Here is a 24,326-nt window from a genome sequence, read left to right on the forward strand (position 1 = left end):
ATCGAGGCGGGCGACCATGCTTCCGGTCGTTTCGCGATCGAGCCCGGTGACGATCACGCGGCTGGCCGCTTCGCCATCGAGGCGGGCGACCATGCTTCCGGTCGTTTCGCGATCGAGCCTGGTCATACCTGAGGTAGGATGACTTGAACGCTGCCGGTGACGCGGGCGGTAACAACGAGTGGGCAACCGTTGCGGCCAAAACGGCCGGTGCGGCGCAAGCCCGCCACTTTGTCCGCGCGCCGGCAGCGTTCTTCCTGTCATGCATAACTGTCAAGCCGTCAGCACGAGAAGAACATCATGCGCGCAACAAACACATTGCTAGCGGCAGCGCCGGGCAACCCGCTGGCAGGCGTGGCGTCTGTGCAAAAGGCATACGATGCCGGAACGCACCGCCTGATTTCGCCAAGACAGACCGTCGAGCGCATCAAACCCTTGATGCCGGTGATGGGGATAACACGTATAGCCAATGTCACAGGACTGGATACTATTGGCATTCCGGTAGTAATGGTGAGCCGGCCGAATTCGCGGTCGATCTCGGTAGCACAGGGCAAGGGCGCATCACTTGACGCGGCAAAGGCATCTGGTCTGATGGAATCAGTTGAGAGCTTCCACGCCGAGCGCATCTCTCTGCCCCTGATGTTGGGTAGTTACGAGGATATTCGCTACAACCACAACGTGGTCGACGTTGATCGGCTACCGCACCTGACGGACAGTCTCTATACGCCCCATACCCAACTCTTGTGGATAGAAGGGCGGGACCTGATATCCGATCAGGGGGTCTGGGTACCCTATGAGATGGTGCACCTGGACTATACGTTGCCGCTGCCAACAGGCCACGGTTGTTTCGTGCCCAGTTCGAATGGACTGGCGTCGGGCAATCATCTGTTCGAGGCCATCTCGCATGGCATCTCCGAGGTTGTCGAACGCGACGCTGTGACACTGTGGCACCTGCTTGACTCAGAAGAGCAGGAGCGCACGCGCGTCAACCTGGACACGGTCGATGATGCCGGTTGCCGCGAACTCTTGGACAAGTACGCTGATGCCGGCGTTTTGGTCGCGGTCTGGGAGGTCACGTCGGATATCGGCATGCCCGCCTTTCTGTGCCGGATCCTTCAGGAGGCGCCGCCGCCCTATAACGACTACAGACCGGCCAGCGGCATGGGCTGTCACCCGGCGCGCCAGATTGCCTTGTCGCGTGCCCTGACTGAGGCGGCGCAGAGCCGCCTGACGTTCATTTCCGGCGCGCGCGACGATCTCTGGCGCTCCGACTATGACAGCTTCCTTGATCCCGAAACCCACAAGATCTGGCTGTCCTACATGGAATCGACCTGGGACGGCCGCGACTTTCAGGAGATGGCGACCTTTGTCGGCGGTTCGTTCGAAGAGGACATCGCCTGGGAGGTCGAGCGGCTCCAGGAGGTCGGTGTGAACCAGATCGTCGCCGTCGACCTGACGAAGTCGGAATTTGGCATCCCCGTCGTCCGGGTCATTATCCCCGGCCTTGAGGGCATGGACCATTCGCCGAAGTACGTTCCAGGTGAACGAGCCCGCAAGCTTCTGAAGAGGCGGACATGAGCATTCACGTTTTCATCGGGCCTTCGATCACACTGGAAGATGCCCGCAAGGAACTCGACGCAACGTTCATGCCGCCGGTCTCGGAGGGCGACATCACGCGGCTTGTCGCGAACGACAAGCCGCGCGCGATCGGCATCATCGACGGTTACTTCGAGAACGTGCCGAGTGTCTGGCATAAAGAGATTCTGTTCGCCATGACCCATGGCGTGCATGTCTATGGCGCGTCCAGCATGGGCGCGCTTCGCGCGGCCGAGCTTCACCCCTTCGGCATGGTCGGCATCGGCGCGGTGTTCGAGGCCTATCGTGACGGCCTGATCGAAGACGATGACGAAGTCGCTGTGATCCATGGTCCCGCGGAGCTGGGTTACCCCGCGCTTTCGGAAGCCATGGTCAACATCCGGCGCACGCTGTCGGATGCCCTGCACCACCATGTGATCGGTCAGGCGACCCACAAGCGCCTGGAAGAGTTGGCCAAGACGCTGTCCTACAAGGATCGCAGTTACGCCAACCTGTTCGAACTGGCGCGCGAGTACGCGATCGACCGGCGCGAGGTTGATGCGTTCTCGTTCTGGCTGCAGACGGGACGGGCCGATCAAAAGCGAGACGACGCGATCCTGTTGCTGCGCACCATGCGTCAGCAGCTTAAGGCCGACACGCCACCGAAGGACGTGCGCTACCACTTCGAATACACGACGCTGTGGGACCGGGCCATCCGCACCGTCGCGCAGGACGCGTCTTAAGAACGCGCGTCATTAGCAGGCGAACGATCTGACCTTGCTGACATAGGCCGCTGCAATGGATGCCCAATCGAAGGGGCCGGCCCGCCGATTGTCACCCGGTTGTGCTTGTTCGAAGACAGGCGGCGTGACACTCTGACATTGCTGTTCATTTGGGGGGCGAGCGGCGGGCCACGGGGCGGCCCTGCATGTCATGCACACCCCCAGCGCAAGTGTGGATGACGGCGTGACCGATCGCGTGAAGACACGTGTTGATCTCGAGGCGCTCCGGCGCAACGAGCTCTTGGGCCAGCTTGAGCCCGACGAAATGGATGAGTTTCTTGGGCTCGCCAGCATCCTGACCTATCCCGCCGACCGCGTGATCTTTCAAAAGGCCGACCCCGGCGACCGCCTCTTCGCGATCATCAGTGGTCGGGTCGGCATCACCACGGAATCGGAGTCCGGCAAATCCATCCTGCTGAACATGCTGAAGGCGGGCGATGTTCTGGGCGAGATCGCCCTGTTGGACGGCAAGCCTCGCACCGCCAACGCGGTCGCCATGGACGAAAGCGAGCTGCTCTGTGTCGAACGTTCGGATTTCCTGAACTTCCTGGAGTGCCACCCCCGTCTCGCCATTCGTTTGATGGGCGTATTGTGTGACCGGCTACGCTGGACCAGCGATATCATCGAAGACACGATGTTTCTGGACATCCCCCATCGCCTGGCCAAGCGGTTGATGGTGCTAAGCGATCAATACGGACGCGAGACCGACGACGGCCTGCTGATCGATCTCAAGCTGTCGCAGGAGAGCCTTGGCCAGATGCTGGGCGCAACCCGGGAGAGCATCAACAAGGGCCTTAAGCTTCTGGAGCACAAAGGCATGATCGGATCCGCCGGGGGTTACATTCATGTCACGAACATGATTGCACTGCGCGATTTCGGCGGCCGCGACCAGGTCGACTGAACGTGGTGACTGGACGCCCACAATGACCGACGGCCTGGATCACGACATCAAGACGCTGCGCTGCCTGCTGGATGAGAGTGCTGACGCTGTCGTCTTCACCGGCGCTGGCATCAGCACGGAGTCCGGTATTCCGGATTTCCGCAGCCCTGGTGGCATCTGGACGAAGTTCAAACCAATTCAGTTCGATGACTTCATGGCATCGGAGGAAGCGCGCCGCGAGTACTGGCGCCGGCATTTTTCCTTGCGCGGGGAGCTGGGTAAAGCCGAGCCCAACCGCGGTCACCGCGCCGTCGCCCATCTCGTCCGCCAGGACAAGGTCAGCCGTGTCATTACTCAGAATATCGACGGCCTCCATCAAAACTCTGGCGTGCCGGCGGAGAAGGTGATTGAGCTGCATGGCAACGCGACCTATGCCGAATGCCTGGATTGTGGCGCGCACTACGGTCTCGATCACGTTCGCGCGGTGTTCGAGGCTGACGAAACGCTGCCGATCTGCGACTCCTGCGGCGGTATCGTCAAGCTCGCGACGATTTCGTTCGGCCAAGCGATGCCGGAAGATCAGATGGCGAGGGCCGAGATTGCCACGTTGTCGGCCGACCTTTTCATTGTCCTCGGCTCATCGCTTGTCGTGTTCCCGGCCGCCGGTTTCCCGATGCTGGCCAAACGGAACGGCGCAACTCTGGTCATTGTCAACCGCGAGGCGACCGACCTTGATGAAATCGCAGACTTTGTGATTCATGGCGAAATCGGGCCCACGCTGGGCGCGGCGACCGGCGTCAACTAATCGGCGGCACGATCTGCTCTAAAGCCGATCTGGATCGCCGCTGTATTCCATCTCCGGAAAGATACCGCCTTGCAGGACGTGGGCGACACGCCCGCCGGGCTCGGGCGGGTCGACCGCCAACAAACGATCGGCAAAGTCCTCGGCGTTATCCTGGGGGTCATACCCCAGTTCGAACGCGCGCCGGTTGTCCCACCATGACCGCGTGTTGCGCGAAATGCCGTAGACGATCGTCATGCCCAGCTTTGGCGCCTCAAGGCCGGTCGTGACCAGCCGCGCCATGTCGCCGTAGCTTAGCCAAGTCGCGAGTTGCCGGGCGTCCAGCGGTTCCGCCTGGAACGAGCCGATGCGCATCGCCATGACATCGAACCCGTGTTTGTCGACATAGAGGCTGCCGACGTCTTCGCCAAACGCCTTGGAGAGACCGTAACGGGTGTCCGGCCGTTGGGGTACCCGATCGTCGATCGGGTGATCGCGGCGATAAAAGCCAATCGCGTGATTGGAACTGGCGAAGATGATTCGGCGCGCACCGGCTTCACGCGCGGCCTCAAAGATGTTGTAGGTGCCGATGATGTTCGCGGGCAGGATTCTCTCCCACGAATCCTCACTAGGTATCGCGCCCAGATGGATCACGGCATCCATGCCATCGATGGCCGCCCGCACGTCCGCCATATCGGCCAGCTCCGCCTTGACGAATTCTTCGCCCGGTCCGGTGGACGGTATGTCAGCCACGTCACTTAGCCGCAGCAGGTCGTAGCGCCCGGCCAGTTTCTCGCGCAGAACACGGCCTATGTGGCCAGCAGCGCCCGTCATCAGTACCCGCATGGTCGGTTTGTCCGGATCGGTTCCTCAATGTGGCGGCATCATGATGGCTGATCGGTCAGAAAGATAGTCTGTACAACGCGTTAGGCTGATGATCCCGGCCGAAAACTGTATGCTTGGCGCGCTCTCTTGCCGGCACCCGAGGAGACCGCCCCGTGGCCAAAGACAAAAAGTCTGAGACAAGACCCAAACTAACCGCCCGGATCCGGCGCCACCTGCTGACCGGCCTGTTGACGGCCATCCCTCTCATGGTGACCTGGTTCGTCCTGGCGTTCTTGTTCCGCCTCTTGTCCCAGATCGGCCAGCCGCTCGCCCAGGGCCTGGCGCGCTCCTTCCGCCGGGTCAACCCGGACATCGCGGACTTCCTTCTGGAGCCGTGGCTGGTGCCGGCGCTCTCGGTCTTCATGGTGATCGTGCTGCTCTACCTGCTCGGCGTTCTCGCCAGCATGGTGATTGGGCGCCGGCTGATCGGCGCGTTCGACATGCTGATGCAGCGCATCCCCCTGGTTCAGACGATCTATGGCGCCGTCAGCCAGTTGCTCGGCGCGCTCAAACAAAAACCCGACGGCGTGCAGCGCGTCGTTCTGATCGATTTTCCGTCACCGGAGATGAAGGCGGTGGGCTTCGTCACGAAGACACTGAAAGACGCGGACACGGGCGACGAGCTCGCCGCCGTCTACGTGCCGACCACGCCCAACCCGACCAGCGGCTATCTGGAGATCGTGCCGGTCGACCGTGTCATCTCGACGACATGGACCTTTGACGAGGCGATGACCTTCATCGTCTCCGGCGGCGCTGTCTCGCAGGAGACCATGAACTACTCGAAGAGCGCCGAACCGCCGGAGGAGACGGACAAGACGAGCACATCAGACGACAAGGACGCTCGATAAGGCAGACTCCCGACATTGATTTGTCATCCCGGATGGCCGGTCACGCGCAATCAGACCGCCACGCCCGCCTTTAACCCTTCCAGCACCGCTTCCTCGCAGGTGCGCGGACTCAGGCAGTCGCCGGCCATGAAGAGGTCTCCGGACCAGTTCTCCAGCGCCTCGGCGAGCGCGTCGACGGAGGTGTGGCCCAATGACGTGACCAGTGTGTCGACCTCGTCGACGATGATCGGCTCGCCTGACGTCGCATGCTGTAGATAGACGCTGTCGGCATCGGCGCCGAACAGGCGGGCATAGGGAACGATGTCGACTCCCAGCTTGTGCAGCTCGCCGACCCAGCGGTCGCGCACGTACATCTGGATGCGCTGGCCGGGCATGTAGCCGTCGACGGCGAGTGTCACCGAGCAGCCGTCGCGCGCCAGCTTCTCGGCCATGCCGAGCCCGATCCAATCGCACCGCCAGTCGGCGACGACAACGCGGCTGCCTACATTGGCCTCACCCTTAAGCGCCGCCCAGGCATCGACAATATGGGCTTCATCCGCGCCTTCGATTTCTGGCCGGCGGGGCAGGGCGCCGGTGGCCAGGATGACCGCGTCCGGCGCCTCCCGCTCGACCTGCGCCATATCGATGGCTGTGTTCTTCTGCACCTTGACACCGGCGATCTCCATCTCGCGTGTCAGGTTGGTGACGATGCCGCCAAACTCCGCGCGGCCCGGCAGCATCTGCGCCAGCTGCGCCTGGCCGCCCAGCTGGCCAGTCGCTTCGTAGAGTGTGACGTCATGGCCGCGTTCGGCGGCGACCGCGGCTGCTTTCATGCCGGCGGGACCGCCGCCGATGACCATGACCTTGCGCGGCTCGGCGGTGGGTTGGCGCTCGCCGTAGTCGACCTCGCGCCCGGTTTCGGGATGCTGGATGCAGGATATACCGAGGCCGACCTGCATGTGGCCGATGCAGGCCTGGTTGCAGGCAATGCAGGCGCGGATGTCATCGGTCCGGCCTTCCTTTGCCTTGTTCGCCATCTCGGGATCGCAGATCTGCGCGCGCGTCATGCCGCACATGTCGGCCTGACCGCCGGCGATGATGTTCTCGGCTTCCTGCGGCTGGTTGATTCGCCCGGCGACGAAGACGGGGATATCGACCAGTTTTTTGACGGCGTGTGCCATCGGCGCCAGATAGCCGTGTTCGATGTTCATCGGCGGCACGACGTGGATCGAGCCCTTCAGGGCGATCATCGAACCGGCGATAACGTTTAGATAGTCGAGGCCGCCGTCGTTGCCGATCATGCGGCAGACCTCCATCAACTCGTCGGGATCACCGCCATCCCCGTGCATTTCGTCACCGGAAATGCGCATGCCGACGATCCGTTCGCCGCCGGCCGCGTCGCGCACGCTGGCGATGACCTCGCGCAGGAACCGCATGCGGTTCTCAAGGCTACCGCCATAGGCATCGGTGCGCCGGTTGATGTGCGGGTTCAGAAACTGCGCGGGCAGCAGGCTGTGGCTCGACAGAATTTCGACACCGTCCAAACCCGCCCGTTTCATGCGCGCCGCCGCCGCGCCATAGGCCTTGACCAGGTCGGCGATCTCTACCGCCGACAACGCCCGCGACACCATGTGCGAGCGCTCGGAGGTGTATTCGGAGGGGCCGTAGGGAACACCAAGCGACCCATCGGTGGTGCCGACACCGTAGACACCACCATGGCCGAGTTGCCCGAAGATCGCGCAGCCATGGGCGTGAACGGCTTCGGCCGTGCGCTGGTAGCCCGGGATGCACGCGTCGTCGCCGGCGTTCAGATTGCGCCGACCGGAGGTCCAGTGCAGCGCGGCCGCCTCGGTGATGATGAGGCCGGCGCCGCCCCGCGCGCGCGCCTCGTGATAGGCGACGAAACGATCATCCGGCAGAAAGCCGTCGAGCAGACATGTCATGTGACCGGTCGAGAAGATGCGGTTCTTGAAGGTCGCCGGGCCGACCTTGATGGGCGAGAAGAGATGGGGGAACGCCGTCATGGTGCTCTAGGTCCTGGATCCTGCCGGCCCCGAGCATACCTTCCTCTACAGCGTAGAAAAAGCGCCGATAAGGCCGACGAGCCACAAAATCGAGGCGGCGGCGAAAGCGATCAAGAAACCCGGCCCACGGCTGGGTGGGTCGTTTTTGTAGCTGACGGCATAAAGGACACGTCCGGCGATCCAAATCAGGCCGCCGATTCCGGCCCAGGTCCACGTCACAAAGTAGCCGCAGATCCACATGCTGGGCAGAAAGAAGATCATCTGCTCGGCGGTATTCTGATGAATGCGGAAGGCGCGCTCGAACTTTTCGTCACCAACGGTCGCCGGCGCCTTGATGCCCGCTTTGCCACGGTGTTGCGCCGTGCGCGCCGCGAGAAACATATAGAAACCGAGAGCGAGTAGTGTGACCAACGCGACAAAGGCCATGGTTCGGCGCCTCCTTTGGCGGGTTAGAACGAGATCGGTGCGAAGCGTGACGCAACCGCCGCGGCAGCCAACATAAGCACGAATGTACCCAACGACACGGTAACGACGGTGGTACCGCTCGGTTCGGGCATGCCACTGGCGTGGTGGTGCCCGCCGCCACCTTCGTGGCCGCCATGATGGGCGTGGCCGCTCATGGCATGGCCGGCGTGCTCGCCATGACTGCCCATCGCGGCCGCAGGCTTATCGGCTGACGACGCCGTCATCATGCCGTGCTTGTAGCCTTTGCCGACCAGCCAGGAGTTTATCGGATAGGCGGTGATCCCGCCGATCATCGTCGCCACGGACATGACACCCCAGAAGGCGGGGTTCCAGGGATTGTCGCCGTCGGGCACCACGTGCATCAGGATGACCATGGTCGGGATCATGCCGAACATCACCATGTTCATGGAGACGGTCTCGGCGAAGAAGGTCTTCCTGACCGCGACCCAGTAGCTGCCGAACATGGACTTCATGAACAGCGCCTGGAAGACCAGGAGCCCGACCACGAAGGCCGACAGGTACTCGATGATCAGATCGATGCCGTTCGGCAGCATGAAGTGATAGACGATGGCGGCAGAGATGATGATGCCGGTGGCGTCGCCCGCCAGACAGTGCGCCATCGACCCGATGGTCTGTTTCCAGTGCGGCGCGATAAAGGCGTCATGCGTGCCAGGCAGCGGCTGGCGGCAACTCAGCAGGTAGACGAACAGACCAATCGGGCCGGTGTAGAGCATGACCAGCACCCAGGCCAGTTTCATGACACCAACGGAAGGCGTATTCGTTGTCTGATCCCAGATGACGAAGACCACCGCGCCGAACGTCAACACGTACCAGACAAGCAAAGCTCCCATCAGCATGACGGATGCTTCCCATGGATCGCCTCTATGGACGGCCGGCCGTTTGGCGCTGCGTCGACCATCTTGCCCCCCTTCCGACACTCATGGTGGACGCATAGGCTCGATCTGTGAAGTGGTCGTGTCAAACAGCCGCAGGCCGCATCAATCGAAGGTAGGTGAACCGGGCGAGACGGCGTGTTATGCGCCACGCGATCCAGCCGGGGATCGAGGCCAGAACGCCATAGAGCGCGGCAACAAGAATGCGCATCAGGGGCCAGCCACGCTTGAACAGGCGCAGGCTTGTCTTGCCGGTGAGTTCGATGACCGCACGCGTTTTCTTGCCAAGCACCTTGGCCATGGCGGCGACCCCGCCGATCTCCGCGGCGCTTTCGATATGAGGTAGGATGCGCAGCGTTTCCGCCGGGCCGAGACGCGAGGCGATATCGCCGACCTCGTCCAGTGTCGCGACGAGGCGACTATGGCGGGCCGTTTCCAGATGTTTACCGGCGACGCGTCTCAATCCGGCGATGTCGGTGGCGTCGATGCCGGCCAGGTCCGTCTTCAACCGGGGCATGTCGATGGCCTGGCGGGCCATACCGACCATGTCGTCGAGCAGGGGAGCGGCCAAGCGTCCCGTGCGCTTCGCGGCTTTCGTTACCGATGCACCGACCCTGACCGGCAGCGCCGCGCCGCCTGTTGCCCAGGTCGCCGTGGTGATGCCTAAGCCGACGCCAGACAGGATCAGAATGAACTCATCATAGGGTTCGCCCGCGACCATCGCACTGCCCTCAAGGGCGATGTCCCGGACATCGCCGACGACGGTCAGGTCGGATGCCACGGCGCCGCCGAACGAGGCGAGGTCGTCGGTCTCGCCGGTCACGAAACCCGTCGCGAAGCTGGTGCTTTCGCGCCAGGTGCTCTGCCAGATGCCGTGGGCTTCGTTCAGCTCGGCGTGCACCTCGGGAGGCAGGCTGTAACCCGCAAACGTCGCAGTTTCGGCGTAGACGTCGGCGGTCTCGATGTCGTCGGCGGCCAGGGCCGACTCGATGCGCGCGGCAAAGTCGTCAGCGGTCATCGTGGCGCGCAGGGCGTCATGAACCACCATCGCATCCGTACGATCGTCGGCCAAAACGATCACGACCGCCGCGATGGCCGCCACCCAGAACAAGACGATTGCCGCGTATGTCCACCACCTGCCCATGACCGCCATGGTGACGCGCAAATGCAGGCAAAATCATGACATTTCAATAAGTTGAGGGTTGAGCTGCACCTAGCAGTTCAACGCTCTCTACAAGTCATCTCGCTGACAGATACAAGCGGATTTTCCCCAGCTAAGTCCGGGGCTTAGGCGGCTTTCTTCAGGCGATCGAACGCCGCGATCACATCGGCCGTCGAGCACCGCGCGCCGGTCTGCAGATACTCCATGGCATCCAGCGACGCCTCGTGACGGGCATAAGTGGAACCGCCAACGCAATCCTCGACCACGCGCATGTAGTAGTCGTGTTGATGGCCGTCGACAAAGGTGTAGTGGACGCAGACATCGGTCAGTTCGCCGCACAGGATCAGGGTATCGGCCTTCAGACCTTTCAGCAGGATTTCCAGATCGGTGCCGAAAAACGCCGAATAGCGCCGTTTTACGATGTGATACTCGCCCTCTTGCGGCCGCACGCGGTGATGAATGGCCGTGCTGGGCACGCCGTCGACACAGTGGACGTCCTCGCTGCCGTCGAGTTCCCGGCCAAAATCGACGTGGTCCGGGCGATGCACCTCCTGGATGAACACAAGCGGGATGCCGTTCTGCCGCGCGGCGCCGACCAGTTTTTCGGCGTTGTCGAGCAGTCGGTCACGGTCCCCCATATAGGGAATGCCTGAATCACCGGAGTCGTCGTTATTGCCGCCTTGAATGTCGATTACGATCAGGACCGGCTGTCCTTCGATAAAAGCTGGCATCGGAACCTCCTTCGTCGGATCGGACCATTCTAGGCCTTTTGCCGGCGTGCGCCTACAGCGTGCGGCCCATGAACACCCGCCGGGTCGTATCCAGCCCAAACGCGGCTTCCTCGGCTTCGATCGCCCGCAAGGCTGGTGTCAATTCGGCATGCTCTAGACGCCGGAAGCCTAACCGCTCGTAGTAGGGCGCGTTCCATGGAACATCGGCGAAGGTCGAGAGCATGACGGTGCTGTCGCCGCGATCCCGGGCGGCATCACAGACCGCGGCGATCAACCGTCCACCAATGCCACGGCGCTGATAGGCACGCATCACATCGAGCTCCTGGATATAGAGCGCGCCGTCGACGAGCCGGGCAAGAACAAACCCGATCGGCACATCGTTGCCGTCGCAGGCGACCCAAAGCTGCGACTCTGCTTGCGCCTCGCGAAGGGTTTCAATGTCGGTCGGCGGGTCATTGCTGATCTCGGCCATGCCGATCTCGACAAAAACACCGGCAGCGTCGTTCTCGATCAGGCGGCAGGCCTGCAGGTCTTCGCGTTGCGCCAGGCGTATCTGGATGGTGTTGTCAGGCGTTGGAAGGGCTCCTCAGTCTTCCAACGCGACGGCGTCGCCGACCGCGACATGGCCCGGCGACGTGACACGGCAGGTGACGCCGCCGCGCCAATCCGGCGTCAGGGCCTGGCGCAGACCGGCGACCTGTTCTTCCATGCGGTTGCACGGGTCGGTCTCGCCGGTGATCTGAAGCGCCAGATCGCCAATTCGGATGGTCTTGCCGACCTTGCCCTCGACGCGCAGTCCTTCGATCAAGATGTTGGAGCGCCGGGTCGTCCAGGGGATTTCCTTGCCCAGCTCGTCGCAGGCCGCCTGCCAGCTTTCTTTGGTCAGGACGGTGACTTGCCGGTCGTCGGGGTCGCCGCGGTAGTCGCCGTCAACGCCGGCCTCCAGCGAGACGCCGGTTTCCTTGATTTCTTCCATGGGCGCCCGCGACTTCTCTCTGCGTGCGATCGAAAGAACACGTCCCGTCATGGCCGGTATCTCCGCTTCCTGATTGATCGGGGCGCATCCTGTCGTCTATGGCGGTGTCGCGCAAGGTTTCAGCCCCAGCGATGCAGGTTATGCTTGGTCCCAGCAGGCAGGCGTGTCGCAAAGGCGCCTCTTTCGCTTGCCAGGATCCCAAGAAAAGGGCGGATAGCATGACGACAACGACCAATCGCCAGATCACCCTCGCCAAACGCCCGGTCGGATTGCCGACCGACGATGACCTGAAGCTTGTTGAGGGTCCTTTGCCTGAACCGGGCGAGGGCGAGGCTCTGGTCCGCACGATCTATCTCAGCCTCGACCCCTACATGCGCGGCATGATGGACGATGCGGAGTCCTATGAGGCGCCGATCGGCCTTGGCGAGGTTATCGTCGGTGGTACGGTCGGCGAGGTCGTTGAGTCCAAGTCTTCCGCCGTGGCGGTCGGCGAAGTGGTCGAAGCCTATTCCGGGTGGCAGGACTACGCTGTCTTCCCCGGGAATCATCTTCGCAAGCTCGATCCGACGTTGGCGCCGCTGACAACCGCGCTCGGCGTGCTCGGCATGCCAGGGTTGACCGCCTATCACGGTCTGCTGGAGGTCGGTCAGCCCAAGGCGGGAGAAACCGTCTTCGTTTCCGCCGCGTCTGGCGCCGTCGGGGCGACGGTCGGGCAGATCGCCAAGATCAAGGGCTGTCGTGTCGCCGGCTGCGCCGGATCGGACGCCAAGGTGGCCTACTGCCTGGACGACTGCGGCTACGACGCCTGCTTCAACTACAAGGCATGCGGCGACATTGCCGATGCCATGCGCGCGGCCTGCCCGGACGGCATCGATGTCTACTTCGAGAACGTCGGCGGTGTGATCGGCCGCACCGCGTTCGATCAACTCAATCTTCACGGCCGCGTCGCCGTATGCGGCACGATTTCCGGCTACAACGCCACCGCTCCGGAGATGGTGCCCGACGAGCTCTGGAAGTTCATCGTCAAGCGCGCGCGCATGGAAGGACTGCTGGTAACCGACTTCGCCGATAAGCACGCCGCGGCGCTCGCCGAGATGGCGGGCTGGATCAAGGATGGCCGCCTGACCTATCGCGAGACCATTGTCGACGGGCTGGAGAACGCGCCAAGCGCGTTCAATGGCCTGTTCAGCGGCGACAACTTCGGTAAGCTGATCATCCGGGTTTCCGACGAGCCGGCCTAGTGAATCACCGGATGCATGTATTCAACGGTTTAGGGTGGAGTCTTACGATGCGTATTGTCTTGTCGCTTATGGTCGTTCTTATGCTGACGCCGGCCACTGTCCATGCCCAATACGATGACCCCGACGCCGATTTGCTGAACATCGAACCTGGCACTGTCGATCCCGACAGCGATCAGATCGACATCCCGTTGGGCGATGACAGCAGCGCCAAGGATGCGGAGACCGATCGGGTCACCGAAGAGACGCTGTGCTGTCAGATGCCCGATGACGTGCGTGCGGCCGACGAGCTCTGCGCGAACGTCGAATGCCCGTGACGTCTAGCTAAGCGCCGCGAACCGTTCGAGGTGCCAGTCGATGTCGCCGAACAGCCGGGCGACGATGGTCAGGCGCTTGAAGTAATGGCCCGCCGCGTATTCTTCGGTCATACCGATACCGCCGTGGAGCTGAATCGCCTCCTGACCGACGAGGCGGCCTGACTTGCCGATCTGCGCCTTCATGGCCGAGACCGCCAGGCGGCGTTCGTCCCGGTCATCGCTGTCGACATCGTTCATGTAGACCGTGGTGAGGGAGCGCGCTTCTTCAAGCGCAACGAACATGTCGACCATGCGGTGCTGCAGCGCCTGGAACTTGCCGATCGGTTGACCGAACTGCTCGCGGGTCTTGGAGTAGTCGATGGTGAGGTCGTTCAAGGCCGCCATCAGGCCGAGTGCCTCGCCGCATAGCGCCGCGGCGCCGCGGTCGACGGTTTCCTCGATGATCGGATAGGCCGCACCTTCCTCACCGATCAGCGCGTCTGAGGGGACCTCCACGCCTTCGAACACGATCTCGGCGGCGCGGCTGCCGTCGTTCGTGGCGTATCCCCTGCGGCTCACGCCCTTTGCATCGGTGTCGACCAAAAACAGCGAGAGACCGTCCTCGTCACGGTCGCCGCCGGCCGTGCGGGCGCTCACCACCAGGCGGTCGGCCGTATCACCGTTCAGCACGACCGACTTCGCGCCGTCCAGGCGGTAGCCGCCGCCTTGGCTTTTGGCGGTGGTCGTCACCGCGGCGATGTCGTTGCGTGATTGTCGCTCGCCGTGGGCAAACGCAAGCAGCGTCTCGCCGGCCACGAGGGAAGGCAAGACGTCCTGCTGCTGCGCCGGCGTACCAGCCCGCGCCAGCGTGCCGCCGCCCAGAACGACGCTTGCCAGGAACGGCTCGTTGACCAGGCCCTTGCCGAGAGACTCAGAGAGGATGGCGACATCCTTGGCGCCGCCGAACCCGCCGACGTCTTCAGGCAGGCCTATCCCGAGCCAGCCCAACTCGGCGAAGGTCTTCCAGATTTCCGGCCGGAAACCCTGTTCGCTCTTCGCCGCCGCGCGGCGGTCGTTAAACGGATAGTCGCGCTCGACGAAACGGTCGGCGCTCTCCTTTATCAACTGTTGCTCGCTGGAGAGCTCCAGGTCGATCATCACGTCACTCCCACGGGGTCACATTAGTTTGTTATTCGCTACTTTCGCGGATGCTAGAGACCCAGCACCGCCTTGGCGATGATGTTTTTCTGGATCTCGTTCGAGCCGCCATAGATCGTCACCTTGCGGGTGTTGAAGTAGGTCGGCGCCGCCGGCATGGCGTAGTCAGGGCCGACCGGCTCCTCGTTCCAGCCGTCTTCCATGGCCTCGGGAATGAAGGGCAGGGCGTAGTTGCCGACCGCGTCCATGGTGAGTTCGGTAAGCGCCTGATCGATCTCGGTGCCGCGGATCTTGATGAATGAGGCTTCCGGGCCCGGCGTTTTGCCGGCGACCTGATCGGCCAGAAGACGCAAGGTGGTCGCCTCCAGCGCCAGGATCTGAATTTCCGTATCCGCCACCTTGTGACGGAAGCGCGGGTTGTCGATCAGCGGCTTGTCGCCGTCCATTTCGTTGGCCGCGATTTCCTTCACGCGCCGCAACGCGCGCTTGGCCTGGGGTATGCCGGCCATGTTGGTACGCTCATACCCCAGCAGGAACTTCGCATAGGTCCAACCCTTGTCCTGCTCGCCGATCAGATTGGCGACCGGCACACGCACGTCGTCAAACATGACGGTATTGACCTCGTGGCCGCCCTCCATGGTGATGATCGGGTTGATGGTGATGCCCGGGCTCTTCATGTCGATCAGCAGGAATGAGATACCTTCCTGCTTCTTGCCGCTGCTGTCGGTGCGGACCAGGCAGAACATCCAGTCGGCCCAATGGGCCATCGTCGTCCACGTCTTGCCGCCGTTGACCACGTAGTGGTCGCCGTCCAGGACTGCTTTGCACTTTAGGCTGGCAAGGTCGGAGCCGGAATTGGGTTCCGAATAACCCTGACACCAGAAGACGTCTGCGTTGAGAATGCTGGGCAAATGCTGTTTCTTCTGTTCCTCGGTGCCGAAGTGCATGATGACAGGCGCCACCATGTCAGGGCCAAACGGCATCTCGCCAGGTGCGCCGGCCTCACCCAGCTCGGTCTCGAAGATGTAGTGCTGGATCGGGCTCCAATCGCAGCCGCCGTACTCGGTCGGCCAGTGCGAGCACGCCCAGCCCTTGGCGTGGAGCTTCTTGTGCCATGAGACGTAGTCGTCCCGGCTCAAACCGTGACCGCCCAAGACCTTCTCGCTGATCGCCGGCGGCAGTTCGGCGGCAAGAAACGCCCTGACCTCGTCGCGGAAGGCGCGATCGGCATCACTCAGGTTCATCTGCATGGCGGTCTCCGAGAGTCCAGAATGGCGGTAAGGGATTGGATGCTAGTTGATCTGGCGCCAAAGAGAACGGTTTTTTGCGCGCTTGCGTAGCGATCTGGGCTCGCCCGTGCGACGGATGCAATTGAAACACTTCTCCTCTGGGACATGACATTTAACTGAAACATGACGCTCCCCAAATCGCCGATTGCACGGTGGTGTCCTTGTGCCCGCCGCCGCAGACGCGAACGGAGGGGCTCATGCCTATTAGATCGACCAAACAGCACTCAACACCCCGGATGGCCACCGCGCTCAGGGCAGGGGCCACGGGATGGGCGAAGGTTTCGGGCGAGATGGCCCCGGAAGTTTATGCCGGTGGCAAGACGACGCCGATGTTGCAGGCGGTCAATGGTGGCACCGGCACGGCCCCCCATGCGGTGTTGGCGACCGAGCGTTTTGACCTCAAGCCGTTGTCGCCGGAAGACGCGCCGTTGCTTGCCGAACTGGGCGCGGATCCGGATGTCGTCAAGACGTTGATCTGCGACTGGTCGACGCTCGACCGGCGCCTCGCGATCACCCACGGTTGGATTGAACGGAACCAGGAAAACGGCATTTGGGGTGTCTTCGATCGCGATGGGCGATTCGGTGATATCGGTCAGTTCATCGGCTTTTGCGCCGTCGACGAGCCGCTCGAGCACGTCGGCCACGGCCCGGAGGTCTATTACGCCTTCGGCCGTCAGACCTGGGGCAAGGGCGTCGCGACCGAGGTCGTGGGTGCGGTCGTGCGCCACCTCTTCCGGCGTGGCGACATCGCGGCAGTCGAGGCGCTCGTGCTCGCCGGATTGAACCAGGCGTCGTGCCGGTTGCTCGAAAACCTCGGCATGCGCTTGATCGGTCGATACCCGCTCGTGGCCTATGCCGACAACCAGTGTGGCCCGACCATCCGCTATGAGCTCTGGCGAGTAACCACGGCAGCGTCATCGGTCGCCCTCAGGAACCTGGAAGAGGCGGCGTACAAGATTGGCCAGTTCGTCGCCGAGGGTGTGGGATCGAAGGAAGCCGTCACCGCTTCGCTCAGTGCCGCGGCCCAGTCCAACGGCTTGATCGCCCAACTGGGCGAGGGCACGGTCATGGACATCATCGAGGAGAGCCTGGACGCCGGCCTCAAGGAAACCGGTTGGCTGCACTACCGCCTGGTCCGATGCGAGTGCCCTTGGCTGTGATGTGACGCCCTGCCCACTGGCATCCATCGCGCTGATGCGTATGCTCGGGCCCGACAGGGCGCGGGGAGGTGCACATGGAAATGTTCGGGTTGGCCGGCAAGGTCGCCATCGTGACGGGCGGCTCAAAGGGGATCGGACGAGCGATCGCCGAGCGCATGGCCGAGGCCGGCGCCAAGGTTGTGGTCTCAAGCCGCAAACTGGACAAGTGCCAGGAGGTCGCCGACGGCATCACGGCGGCCGGTGGCGAAGCAATCGCCGTCGCCTGCAATGTCTCCCACATCGATCAACTGGAGAACCTCGTCGACCAGACGATGAAGGCGTTCGGCAAGGTCGACATCCTGGTCGGCAACGCCGCGGTCAACCCGCACTACGGTCCGATGACCGACATCGAGGAATCAGCCTTCGACAAGATTATGGACAGCAACATCAAGGCGAACCTGTGGCTCGCCCGCATGCTGCTGCCCCAGATGGCCGAACGCCGCGACGGCGTTGTGATCCTCTTGTCCAGCATCGCCGGCATCAAGGGCACCGACGATATCGGCGTCTACGGCATCTCCAAGGCCGCCGACAGCGCCATGGTCCGGAACCTCGCCGTCAGATGGGGCGAGCACAACATTCGCTGCAACGCCATCGCGCCCGGCCTGATCAAGACCGATTTCGCGCGGGCGCTCTGGGAAAACCCCGAACGGCGCGCCCAGGTCGAGGCAAGCTACCCGTTGCGCCGCCTGGGCGAGCCCGACGATATCGCCGGCGTGGCGGTTTTCCTGGCCTCGGCGGCCGGCAGCTACATCACCGGCCAAACAATTGTCGTTGATGGCGGCTCGACCATTGTTGCGAGCGTTTGACCCGGGTACCCTCCGTCACCATCTCTGGGGTGATGAGCAGTGTGAGGAACGAATCCATGGTCAAGGCGACATTCGCAGCGGGTTGTTTCTGGAGCCCGGAGGAGACCTTCAGCCAGATCACCGGCGTGACGGCGACCCAGGTCGGCTATATTGGCGGCACGCTGGATAATCCGACCTATGAAGCCGTGTGCAGCGGCACGACCGGCCACGCAGAGGCGGTCGAGATCGAGTTCGATCCCCAGCGCATTACCTATGACGAGCTGCTCGATGTCTTCTGGTCGATCCATGATCCCACAACCAAGGACCGCCAGGGACCAGATGTCGGAAGCCAGTACCGCTCGGCGATCTTTGTCCATGACACCGACCAACGCGCCGCGGCCGAAGCGTCGATGAGGGCGCGGCAAGACGCACGTACCGATGACCGTTCCATCGTCACGCAGATCGTCGACGCACCGACCTTCTGGCCGGCCGAAGACTATCACCAGAGGTTCCTGGAAAAGCGCCGCAGCAAGTTCGGCGGCCTGTTCGGCTAACCTACGCGGCGGCTGACGCCTTCGCCTTGTCGATCAGGGCGCGCACGCGTTCGTCCATGACGGCGAACCGCTCGTCCTGGGTCTGGCCGCGCAGGTAGCGGATATAGATCTGCTGCACGATCACGGCGATCTTGAACGCACCAAACACCTCGTACCAAGTAAGGCGCGAGAGGTCGAAGCCCGTCCGCTCGCCGTAGGCCTCTCTAATCTCCTGTCGGGTCGGAAAGCCCGGACGGTCGGTGGGCATCCACGCGGCCTTGCGTTGTAGCTCGCTGTCGGTGGTTTCGGCCCAGTAATTCAGCAGGTTGGCGAGATCGAGCAGCGGATCGCCACGTGTGCACATGTCCCAGTCGAGCACGGCGACCGCGCGCGCCGGATCGTCATGGGCGACCATGATGTTGTCGAGCTTGAAGTCGTTATGGACCAGCGTGACCTGATCGGAGGCCGGGATGTCCGCCTCAATCCAGCCGATCAAGTCGCTGGCGTCCGGCGCGTGTTCGTCGACGGCGGCATGCCAGCGTTTCACCCAACCGCCGACTTGCCGCTCGACAAATCCCTCCGGGCGGCCAAGGTCGTTAAGACCGACGCCTTGCGGATCGACCCGGTGAAAGTCCGCCAGACTGTCCACGATCATGCGGCCGATCCGCTGGCAGAGTGAGGGGTCACTGTCGATGACCGTCGTGTTGTTGGCGCGGATGACGAAGCCATCGCGCCGTTCCATCACGTGAAAGTCGACGCCCAGAATATCGGGGTCGGTGCATAGCACGAAGCTACGTGGCGCCAATGGATAGGCGCGCCACAGGTCCTTCAGGACACGATGCTCGCGCGTCATGTCGTGCGCGCTGGGTGCCACCGGACCCAGTGGCGGTCGACGCAGGACAAACTCGTTGTCGGCAAATGACAGGAGGTAGGTCAGGTTGGCGTGGCCACCACCGAACTGACGGACGCTAAGCGGACCGTCGGCGCCCTCCAGGTTGTCGCGCAGCCACGGTTCCAACCGGGTGAGATCAAGCGTTTCGTCCGCCCGGACGTCGATCGTTTCGGGATCGGTCACGCCGTCCGTTTCATGCGGCGGTGCCATGGGTGGCGTCTCAGGCTTCGATCAGCAAACTGTCAGCAAATCTCGAACAGGCCGGCCATGCCCTGGCCGCCGCCGATGCACATGGTGACGACCGCGTGCTTGGCGCCGCGGCGTTTGCCTTCGATCAGGGCGTGGCCTGTCATGCGCGCGCCGGACATGCCATAGGGATGGCCGATCGAGATCGAGCCGCCGTCGACATTGAGTTTCTCGTTGTCGATGCCGAGTTTGTCGCGGCAGTAGATAACCTGGACGGCGAAGGCCTCGTTCAATTCCCACAGGTCGATGTCGTCCACCTTGAGGCCGTTGCGCTCCAGGAGCTTCGGCACGGCGTACACCGGGCCAATGCCCATTTCGTCCGGCTCGCAGCCGGCGACGACCATGCCCTTATAGATCGCCATCGGCTCGATACCTTGTTTGGCCGCCGTCGAGGCCTCCATGACGACGCAGGCCGAGGCACCATCGGAAAGCTGGCTTGCGTTGCCGGCGGTGATGAACTGATCCTCGCCGCGCACAGGATCCAGACCGGCGAGCCCTTCCAGCGTTGTGGTCGGGCGGTTGCCTTCGTCTTTCTCCAGGGTCACTGCCTGTTCACTGATCTCGCCGGTCTCCTTGTCCTTGACCAGCTTGACCGAGGCAAGCGGCACGATCTCGTCGTCGAAGCGGCCAGCCTGCTGGCCGGCGGCCGTACGCATCTGGCTCTGCAAGGCGTACTCGTCCTGGGCCTCACGGCTGACGCCGTAGCGCGCCGCGACCGTGTCGGCGGTCTCCAGCATCGACATCCAAAGCGCTGGCTTGTGCTCCATCAGCCAGTCCTCGGTCGCCTTGTAATGGTTCATGTTGTCGTTCTGGACCAGGCTGATCTGCTCGACGCCGCCGGCGACCGCGACGTCGACCTGGTCGACGATGACGCGCTGGGCGGCCGAGCTGATCGCCTGCAGGCCGGAACTGCAGAAGCGGTTGATGGTGGTCGCCGCCGTCGTTACCGGCAGACCGGCGCGGATCGTCGCTAGGCGCGCATGGTTGTGGCCGGTGGCGCCCTCCGGCAGGCCGCAGCCGATGATGACATCCTCGACCTCCGCGGGTTCGACGCCGGCGCGCTCAACAGCGTGCTCGATCACGTGGCCGGTCATGGTGATGCCGTGGGTGTTGTTGAAGGCGCCGCGATAGGCCTTGCCGATCGGCGTGCGGGCGGTGGAGACGATGACGGCTTCACGCATGGTTCAGTCCTCCTGATCGTAGTCCTCGAAGGTCTTGCCTTCGTCGGCCAGCCGTTTCAGCAGCGGCGATGGTTTCCAATGGGCAAACCCAAGTTCGTCGTGGTAGCGGCAGACGGCATCATAGACGGTCTTCAGACCGACCGTACCGGCCCAATGCATGGGCCCGCCGCGCCAGACTGGGAAGGCGTAGCCGTTGATGTAGACGAGATCGATATCGCTGGCGCGCAGCGCGAAACCTTCATCCAGGATCTGCGCGCCGATGTTGACCAGCGGATACATGCAGCGCTCCAGAATCTCCTGGTCGGAGAACTCCCGGGTCTCCAAGCCGAAATGAGCGGCGGCGTCTTTCGCCAGCTGCGCGACCTCCGGGTCGGGCACGGGCGTGCGGTTGCCCTGTTCGTAGATGTAATAGCCGCGCCCGGTCTTCTGGCCGAAACGGCCCATCTCGCACAGCCTGTTCGAGACGAAGCTGCCGCGCTCATATGCCGCTTCGCCGCCACCGGCGTCCTTGCGTTTGCTCCAGCCGATATCGAGGCCGGCCAGATCGCTCACCGCCAAGGGCCCCATGGCCATGCCGAAATCGTACATCACCTTGTCGATCTGCTGGGGCGGGGCGCCTTCCTCAACCATCAGCGCGGCTTCGCCGAAGTATCCCTCCAGCATGCGGTTGCCGATGAAACCGTGGCAGACGCCGGCGACGATCGGCAGCTTGCGCATGCGTTTACCGACATCCATGACCGTTGCCAGCACCTGATCGCTGACGTTTTCCGTACGCACGACTTCTAGGAGGCGCATGACGTTCGCCGGGCTGAAGAAGTGGGTGCCCAGGACGTTGCCTGAGCGGTCCGGCACGGTCGCGGCGATCTCGTCGACATTCAGATAAGACGTGTTGCTGGTCAGGATCGTATCGGGTTTGCACACCGCATCGAGCTTGGCGAAGACGTCCTTTTTGACATCCATGGTCTCGAACACCGCCTCGATCACCATGTCGACATCGCTGAGCGCGGCATAATCGAGCACTGGCTCGATGAGACCCATGCGCTTGTCCATGTCGTCCTGCGAAAGCCGACCCTTTGAGACGGTGTTGGCATAGTTTTTCTCGATCCGCGCCATGCCCTTGTCGAGCGCTTCCTGGTTCTGCTCCAGAATACGCACCGGGATGCCCGCGTTGGCGAAGTTCATGGCGATGCCGCCACCCATGGTGCCGGCGCCCAGAACGCCTGCCGTTTTGACGGGCCTCAGTTCGATATCCTTCGCAATACCGGGGATCTTGCCGGCCGCGCGCTCGGCGAAGAAGACGTGCCGCAGCGCCTTCGATTCGTCGGACTTTACGCAGTCCTCAAAGATCTCGCGCTCCCGCTTGACGCCCTCGTCAAACGGCCGGTCGACGGCGGCCTCGACACATTCGATACAGGCATAGGGCGCGCGCATGCCGCGGGCCCGGCGTTTGATCTCCTGGCGCTTGGCATCAAAGATCCCGGCGTCGTCGAGCTTGGCGTCGAGGTCGCGCGCCAGGCGGTGCGGGCCGCCCGACGCCACCTTCTCCTCCGCGAAGGCGAGCGCGCCTTCAAGCAGGTCACCGTCGATTACCTTGTCGACAATGCCGAATTCGGCGGCGCGCGGCGCACGCACGGGATTACCCGAGACGATCATGTCTAGCCCGACTTTGACGCCAGCCAGGCGCGGCAGCCGCTGGGTGCCGCCGGCGCCCGGCGGAAAGCCGAGCTTGACCTCCGGCTGACCGACCTGGGCCGTCGGCACGATGACGCGGTAATGGCAGGCCATGGCGACTTCCAGACCGCCGCCAAGGGCGTGACCGTGGATCGCCGCGATGACGGGTTTGGCGCTGCCTTCAAAACTCCTGATGACGTCGGAGAAGTTTTCTTCACCGTCGGGCCAGGGCAGGGAGAAGTAACGGATGTCGGCACCGGCGATGAAGCCGCGCCCGGCGCCGATCAGGACAATCGCGTGAACGTCATCGTCGGCATTCGCTTCCGCGACTCCGTTTACGATGCCCTTGGGAACGCCTGGGCTCATGGCGTTGACCGGCGGGTTGGTCACCGTCAAGACGCCGACCGCGCCACGCTTCTCGTAGTTCACCAAGGACATGAGCTTCTCCCGCAACTGCGAAGTAAGTGTCTTAGTTGCCGCTGCCGGCCCATTCCCCCGCCCGGCCACGCCGAGGATGCTGCCATGGGTGGCCGGGCGGGGGAGTGGGCTGGTGCCGTTCCACGAACGTGGAAAGAACAACTGTTGTGCGGTGCAGCACGCTAGAGCACGCGCCGCCCGCAATCAACGCCGCTGGGATGCCTGGCGACGGTATTCCTCCTTCGAGATGACTCCGCGATGGACCTCGTCTGGCCCGTCGGCGAAGCGGATCGTGCGCGCGTACATCCAGGCATGCGCCAGGAAAAAGTCCTGGCTGATGCCGGCGGCGCCGTGGGCCTGAATGGCGCGGTCAATCACCGTTTGCGCGACATTGGGCGCGACCACTTTGATCATCGAAATCTCCGAGCGCGCCTCCTTGTTGCCGACCTTGTCCATCATGTCGGCGGCCTTCAACGTGAGCAGCCGGGCCTGGTCAATTTCCATGCGCGAGTTGGCGATGTCGGCGCGGATGGTGTCGCGGGTGGCCAGCGGCCGGCCAAAGGCGACACGGTCCTCGACGCGATGGCACATGGCTTCAAGCGCGCGTTCGGCCAGACCGACCAGGCGCATGCAGTGGTGAATGCGGCCCGGCCCAAGCCGGCCCTGCGCAATCTCGAAACCGCGGCCTTCGCCCAGCAGCAGATTGCTGGCCGGCACCCGCACGTCTTCAAAGGTCAGTTCCATGTGACCATGGGGTGCGTGATCGTTGCCGAAGACGGTCATCGGACGGACCACCGAGACGCCGGGTGTATCCATGGGCACCAGGATCATCGACTGTTGTTTGTGGCGCTCGGCACTTGGGTCGGTCTTGCCCATGAAGATCAGGATCTTGCAGCGCGGGTCGCCGGATCCGGAAATCCACCACTTGCGCCCGTTGATGACGTAGTCGTCACCGTCACGCTCGATCCGCGACTCGATGTTGGTGGCGTCGGACGAGGCGACTTGCGGTTCGGTCATGGCGAAGGCCGAGCGGATCTCGCCGGCGAGCAGGGGCTCCAGCCACTGCTCCTTCTGTTCCTCGGTCCCGTAGCGCTCCAGCACCTCCATGTTGCCGGTATCCGGTGCCGAGCAGTTGAAGGCCTCCGGTGCGATGAAGCTGCGGCCCATGGTTTCGCACAAGGGCGCGTATTCGAGATTGCTGAGACCAAACCCGCGTTCGCTGTCTGGCAGGAACATGTTCCACAGCCCCTCGGCGCGCGCCTTTTTTTTCAGCTCGTCAATAACAGGCGGGACATGGTTCCAACCGCCGTCGCGGGCCTGATCCTCATAGACATGCTCGTTGGGATAGATGTGCTCGGCCATGAAGTCGCCGATGCGCTTCGTCAGGTCCTTGACCTTGTCCGAATAGTCGAAGTCCATGCTGATACCTCTGGGCGGGGGTGC

At 63.0% G+C, this 24,326-nt stretch carries 24 protein-coding genes; 10 read left to right on the forward strand and 14 right to left on the reverse strand.

Going from position 1 to position 24,326, the window contains the following annotated elements; genetic code table 11:
• Positions 1-360 precede the first annotated feature (360 nt).
• The 4 genes from AAF563_19800 (at position 361) to AAF563_19815 (ending at position 4,039) form a co-directional block, all read left to right on the forward strand.
• The gene (locus AAF563_19800; GenBank protein ID MEM7123529.1) at positions 361-1,575 is read left to right on the forward strand and encodes a YcaO-like family protein; all 1,215 of its coding nucleotides are present in this window, start codon (positions 361-363) and stop codon (positions 1,573-1,575) included.
• The gene (locus AAF563_19805) at positions 1,572-2,315 is read left to right on the forward strand and encodes a TfuA-like protein (GenBank protein ID MEM7123530.1); all 744 of its coding nucleotides are present in this window, start codon (positions 1,572-1,574) and stop codon (positions 2,313-2,315) included. Before AAF563_19800 ends, AAF563_19805 begins: the two co-directional genes overlap by 4 nt.
• 223 nt (positions 2,316-2,538) lie before the next feature.
• Positions 2,539-3,255: a Crp/Fnr family transcriptional regulator gene (locus AAF563_19810; protein ID MEM7123531.1), complete on the forward strand. Its 717-nt coding sequence runs from the start codon at positions 2,539-2,541 to the stop codon at positions 3,253-3,255.
• Positions 3,256-3,277: 22 nt separating this feature from the next.
• Positions 3,278-4,039, forward strand: a complete 762-nt coding sequence (locus AAF563_19815; GenBank protein MEM7123532.1) for a Sir2 family NAD-dependent protein deacetylase — start codon at positions 3,278-3,280, stop codon at positions 4,037-4,039.
• A gap of 18 nt (positions 4,040-4,057) precedes the next feature.
• Here the strand turns inward: AAF563_19815 and AAF563_19820 are convergent, their stop codons facing one another.
• The gene (locus AAF563_19820) at positions 4,058-4,849 is read right to left on the reverse strand and encodes an NAD(P)-dependent oxidoreductase (protein ID MEM7123533.1); all 792 of its coding nucleotides are present in this window, start codon (positions 4,847-4,849) and stop codon (positions 4,058-4,060) included.
• Positions 4,850-5,013: 164 nt separating this feature from the next.
• On the opposite strand from AAF563_19820, the gene AAF563_19825 reads away from it, so the two are divergent.
• On the forward strand, positions 5,014-5,748 hold the full coding sequence (locus tag AAF563_19825; GenBank protein MEM7123534.1) for a DUF502 domain-containing protein: 735 nt from the start codon (positions 5,014-5,016) through the stop codon (positions 5,746-5,748).
• Between the two features lie 50 nt (positions 5,749-5,798).
• Here AAF563_19825 and AAF563_19830 read toward each other — a convergent pair whose 3' ends face one another.
• The 7 genes from AAF563_19830 to AAF563_19860 all read right to left on the reverse strand — a co-directional run bounded on the left by AAF563_19830 (position 5,799) and on the right by AAF563_19860 (position 12,029).
• Positions 5,799-7,751: an FAD-dependent oxidoreductase gene (locus AAF563_19830; protein ID MEM7123535.1), complete on the reverse strand. Its 1,953-nt coding sequence runs from the start codon at positions 7,749-7,751 to the stop codon at positions 5,799-5,801.
• A gap of 45 nt (positions 7,752-7,796) precedes the next feature.
• A complete protein-coding gene (locus tag AAF563_19835) occupies positions 7,797-8,177 on the reverse strand; it encodes an MAPEG family protein (GenBank protein MEM7123536.1) in 381 nt (126 codons plus the stop codon).
• 23 nt (positions 8,178-8,200) lie between these two features.
• The gene (locus tag AAF563_19840) at positions 8,201-9,073 is read right to left on the reverse strand and encodes a DUF4396 domain-containing protein (GenBank protein MEM7123537.1); all 873 of its coding nucleotides are present in this window, start codon (positions 9,071-9,073) and stop codon (positions 8,201-8,203) included.
• A gap of 121 nt (positions 9,074-9,194) precedes the next feature.
• Positions 9,195-10,262 (reverse strand): hypothetical protein, encoded by a 1,068-nt coding sequence (locus tag AAF563_19845; GenBank protein ID MEM7123538.1) that lies wholly within the window; start codon positions 10,260-10,262, stop codon positions 9,195-9,197.
• A gap of 134 nt (positions 10,263-10,396) precedes the next feature.
• Positions 10,397-11,002, reverse strand: a complete 606-nt coding sequence (locus tag AAF563_19850; GenBank protein ID MEM7123539.1) for a cysteine hydrolase — start codon at positions 11,000-11,002, stop codon at positions 10,397-10,399.
• A 52-nt stretch (positions 11,003-11,054) separates the two neighbouring features.
• Positions 11,055-11,474: a GNAT family N-acetyltransferase gene (locus AAF563_19855; protein MEM7123540.1), complete on the reverse strand. Its 420-nt coding sequence runs from the start codon at positions 11,472-11,474 to the stop codon at positions 11,055-11,057.
• Positions 11,475-11,588: 114 nt separating this feature from the next.
• Positions 11,589-12,029: an MOSC domain-containing protein gene (locus AAF563_19860; GenBank protein MEM7123541.1), complete on the reverse strand. Its 441-nt coding sequence runs from the start codon at positions 12,027-12,029 to the stop codon at positions 11,589-11,591.
• Positions 12,030-12,196: 167 nt separating this feature from the next.
• On the opposite strand from AAF563_19860, the gene AAF563_19865 reads away from it, so the two are divergent.
• The gene (locus AAF563_19865; protein MEM7123542.1) at positions 12,197-13,219 is read left to right on the forward strand and encodes an NADP-dependent oxidoreductase; all 1,023 of its coding nucleotides are present in this window, start codon (positions 12,197-12,199) and stop codon (positions 13,217-13,219) included.
• 47 nt (positions 13,220-13,266) lie between these two features.
• Positions 13,267-13,533, forward strand: coding sequence for a hypothetical protein (locus AAF563_19870; protein ID MEM7123543.1), 267 nt, complete (start codon positions 13,267-13,269; stop codon positions 13,531-13,533).
• Between the two features lie 3 nt (positions 13,534-13,536).
• On the opposite strand, the gene AAF563_19875 is transcribed toward AAF563_19870, so the two are convergent.
• Positions 13,537-14,667 (reverse strand): acyl-CoA dehydrogenase family protein, encoded by a 1,131-nt coding sequence (locus tag AAF563_19875; protein MEM7123544.1) that lies wholly within the window; start codon positions 14,665-14,667, stop codon positions 13,537-13,539.
• Between the two features lie 56 nt (positions 14,668-14,723).
• Positions 14,724-15,920: an acyl-CoA dehydrogenase family protein gene (locus AAF563_19880; protein MEM7123545.1), complete on the reverse strand. Its 1,197-nt coding sequence runs from the start codon at positions 15,918-15,920 to the stop codon at positions 14,724-14,726.
• 329 nt (positions 15,921-16,249) lie between these two features.
• Between AAF563_19880 and AAF563_19885 the strand changes: the two genes are divergently transcribed.
• The 3 genes from AAF563_19885 (at position 16,250) to msrA (ending at position 18,497) form a co-directional block, all read left to right on the forward strand.
• On the forward strand, positions 16,250-17,119 hold the full coding sequence (locus AAF563_19885; protein MEM7123546.1) for a GNAT family N-acetyltransferase: 870 nt from the start codon (positions 16,250-16,252) through the stop codon (positions 17,117-17,119).
• Positions 17,120-17,193: 74 nt separating this feature from the next.
• Positions 17,194-17,964, forward strand: coding sequence for an SDR family oxidoreductase (locus AAF563_19890; protein ID MEM7123547.1), 771 nt, complete (start codon positions 17,194-17,196; stop codon positions 17,962-17,964).
• Between the two features lie 56 nt (positions 17,965-18,020).
• Entirely contained in the window at positions 18,021-18,497 is a 477-nt protein-coding gene (gene msrA, locus AAF563_19895) for a peptide-methionine (S)-S-oxide reductase MsrA (GenBank protein ID MEM7123548.1), read from the forward strand.
• A 1-nt stretch (position 18,498) separates the two neighbouring features.
• Here msrA and AAF563_19900 read toward each other — a convergent pair whose 3' ends face one another.
• The 4 genes from AAF563_19900 to AAF563_19915 form a co-directional block, all read right to left on the reverse strand.
• Complete coding sequence (locus AAF563_19900; protein ID MEM7123549.1) at positions 18,499-19,578, reverse strand: phosphotransferase family protein; 1,080 nt, start codon at positions 19,576-19,578, stop codon at positions 18,499-18,501.
• A 32-nt stretch (positions 19,579-19,610) separates the two neighbouring features.
• Positions 19,611-20,795 (reverse strand): acetyl-CoA C-acyltransferase, encoded by a 1,185-nt coding sequence (locus AAF563_19905; protein MEM7123550.1) that lies wholly within the window; start codon positions 20,793-20,795, stop codon positions 19,611-19,613.
• Between the two features lie 3 nt (positions 20,796-20,798).
• Complete coding sequence (locus AAF563_19910) at positions 20,799-22,904, reverse strand: 3-hydroxyacyl-CoA dehydrogenase NAD-binding domain-containing protein (GenBank protein ID MEM7123551.1); 2,106 nt, start codon at positions 22,902-22,904, stop codon at positions 20,799-20,801.
• Between the two features lie 183 nt (positions 22,905-23,087).
• On the reverse strand, positions 23,088-24,302 hold the full coding sequence (locus AAF563_19915; protein ID MEM7123552.1) for an acyl-CoA dehydrogenase family protein: 1,215 nt from the start codon (positions 24,300-24,302) through the stop codon (positions 23,088-23,090).
• Positions 24,303-24,326: the final 24 nt, after the last annotated feature.

Source organism: Pseudomonadota bacterium, from assembly GCA_039028155.1.
GTDB lineage: Bacteria > Pseudomonadota > Alphaproteobacteria > SP197 > SP197 > JANQGO01.

Bases quoted from the DNA above. Each gene is read 5' to 3' on its own strand.
- AAF563_19850 (MEM7123539.1), bottom strand. From the start codon at position 11,002: ATGCCAGCTTTTATCGAAGGACAGCCGGTCCTGATCGTAATCGACATT.
- AAF563_19845 (MEM7123538.1), bottom strand. From the start codon at position 10,262: ATGGCGGTCATGGGCAGGTGGTGGACATACGCGGCAATCGTCTTGTTC.
- AAF563_19880 (MEM7123545.1), bottom strand. From the start codon at position 15,920: ATGCAGATGAACCTGAGTGATGCCGATCGCGCCTTCCGCGACGAGGTC.
- AAF563_19900 (MEM7123549.1), bottom strand. From the start codon at position 19,578: ATGGCACCGCCGCATGAAACGGACGGCGTGACCGATCCCGAAACGATC.
- AAF563_19870 (MEM7123543.1), top strand. From the start codon at position 13,267: ATGCGTATTGTCTTGTCGCTTATGGTCGTTCTTATGCTGACGCCGGCC.
- AAF563_19835 (MEM7123536.1), bottom strand. From the start codon at position 8,177: ATGGCCTTTGTCGCGTTGGTCACACTACTCGCTCTCGGTTTCTATATG.
- AAF563_19830 (MEM7123535.1), bottom strand. From the start codon at position 7,751: ATGACGGCGTTCCCCCATCTCTTCTCGCCCATCAAGGTCGGCCCGGCG.
- AAF563_19805 (MEM7123530.1), top strand. From the start codon at position 1,572: ATGAGCATTCACGTTTTCATCGGGCCTTCGATCACACTGGAAGATGCC.
- AAF563_19815 (MEM7123532.1), top strand. From the start codon at position 3,278: ATGACCGACGGCCTGGATCACGACATCAAGACGCTGCGCTGCCTGCTG.
- AAF563_19865 (MEM7123542.1), top strand. From the start codon at position 12,197: ATGACGACAACGACCAATCGCCAGATCACCCTCGCCAAACGCCCGGTC.
- AAF563_19855 (MEM7123540.1), bottom strand. From the start codon at position 11,474: ATGGCCGAGATCAGCAATGACCCGCCGACCGACATTGAAACCCTTCGC.
- msrA (MEM7123548.1), top strand. From the start codon at position 18,021: ATGGTCAAGGCGACATTCGCAGCGGGTTGTTTCTGGAGCCCGGAGGAG.
- AAF563_19840 (MEM7123537.1), bottom strand. From the start codon at position 9,073: ATGCTGATGGGAGCTTTGCTTGTCTGGTACGTGTTGACGTTCGGCGCG.
- AAF563_19890 (MEM7123547.1), top strand. From the start codon at position 17,194: ATGGAAATGTTCGGGTTGGCCGGCAAGGTCGCCATCGTGACGGGCGGC.
- AAF563_19915 (MEM7123552.1), bottom strand. From the start codon at position 24,302: ATGGACTTCGACTATTCGGACAAGGTCAAGGACCTGACGAAGCGCATC.
- AAF563_19885 (MEM7123546.1), top strand. From the start codon at position 16,250: ATGGCCCCGGAAGTTTATGCCGGTGGCAAGACGACGCCGATGTTGCAG.
- AAF563_19905 (MEM7123550.1), bottom strand. From the start codon at position 20,795: ATGCGTGAAGCCGTCATCGTCTCCACCGCCCGCACGCCGATCGGCAAG.
- AAF563_19860 (MEM7123541.1), bottom strand. From the start codon at position 12,029: ATGACGGGACGTGTTCTTTCGATCGCACGCAGAGAGAAGTCGCGGGCG.
- AAF563_19820 (MEM7123533.1), bottom strand. From the start codon at position 4,849: ATGACGGGCGCTGCTGGCCACATAGGCCGTGTTCTGCGCGAGAAACTG.
- AAF563_19910 (MEM7123551.1), bottom strand. From the start codon at position 22,904: ATGTCCTTGGTGAACTACGAGAAGCGTGGCGCGGTCGGCGTCTTGACG.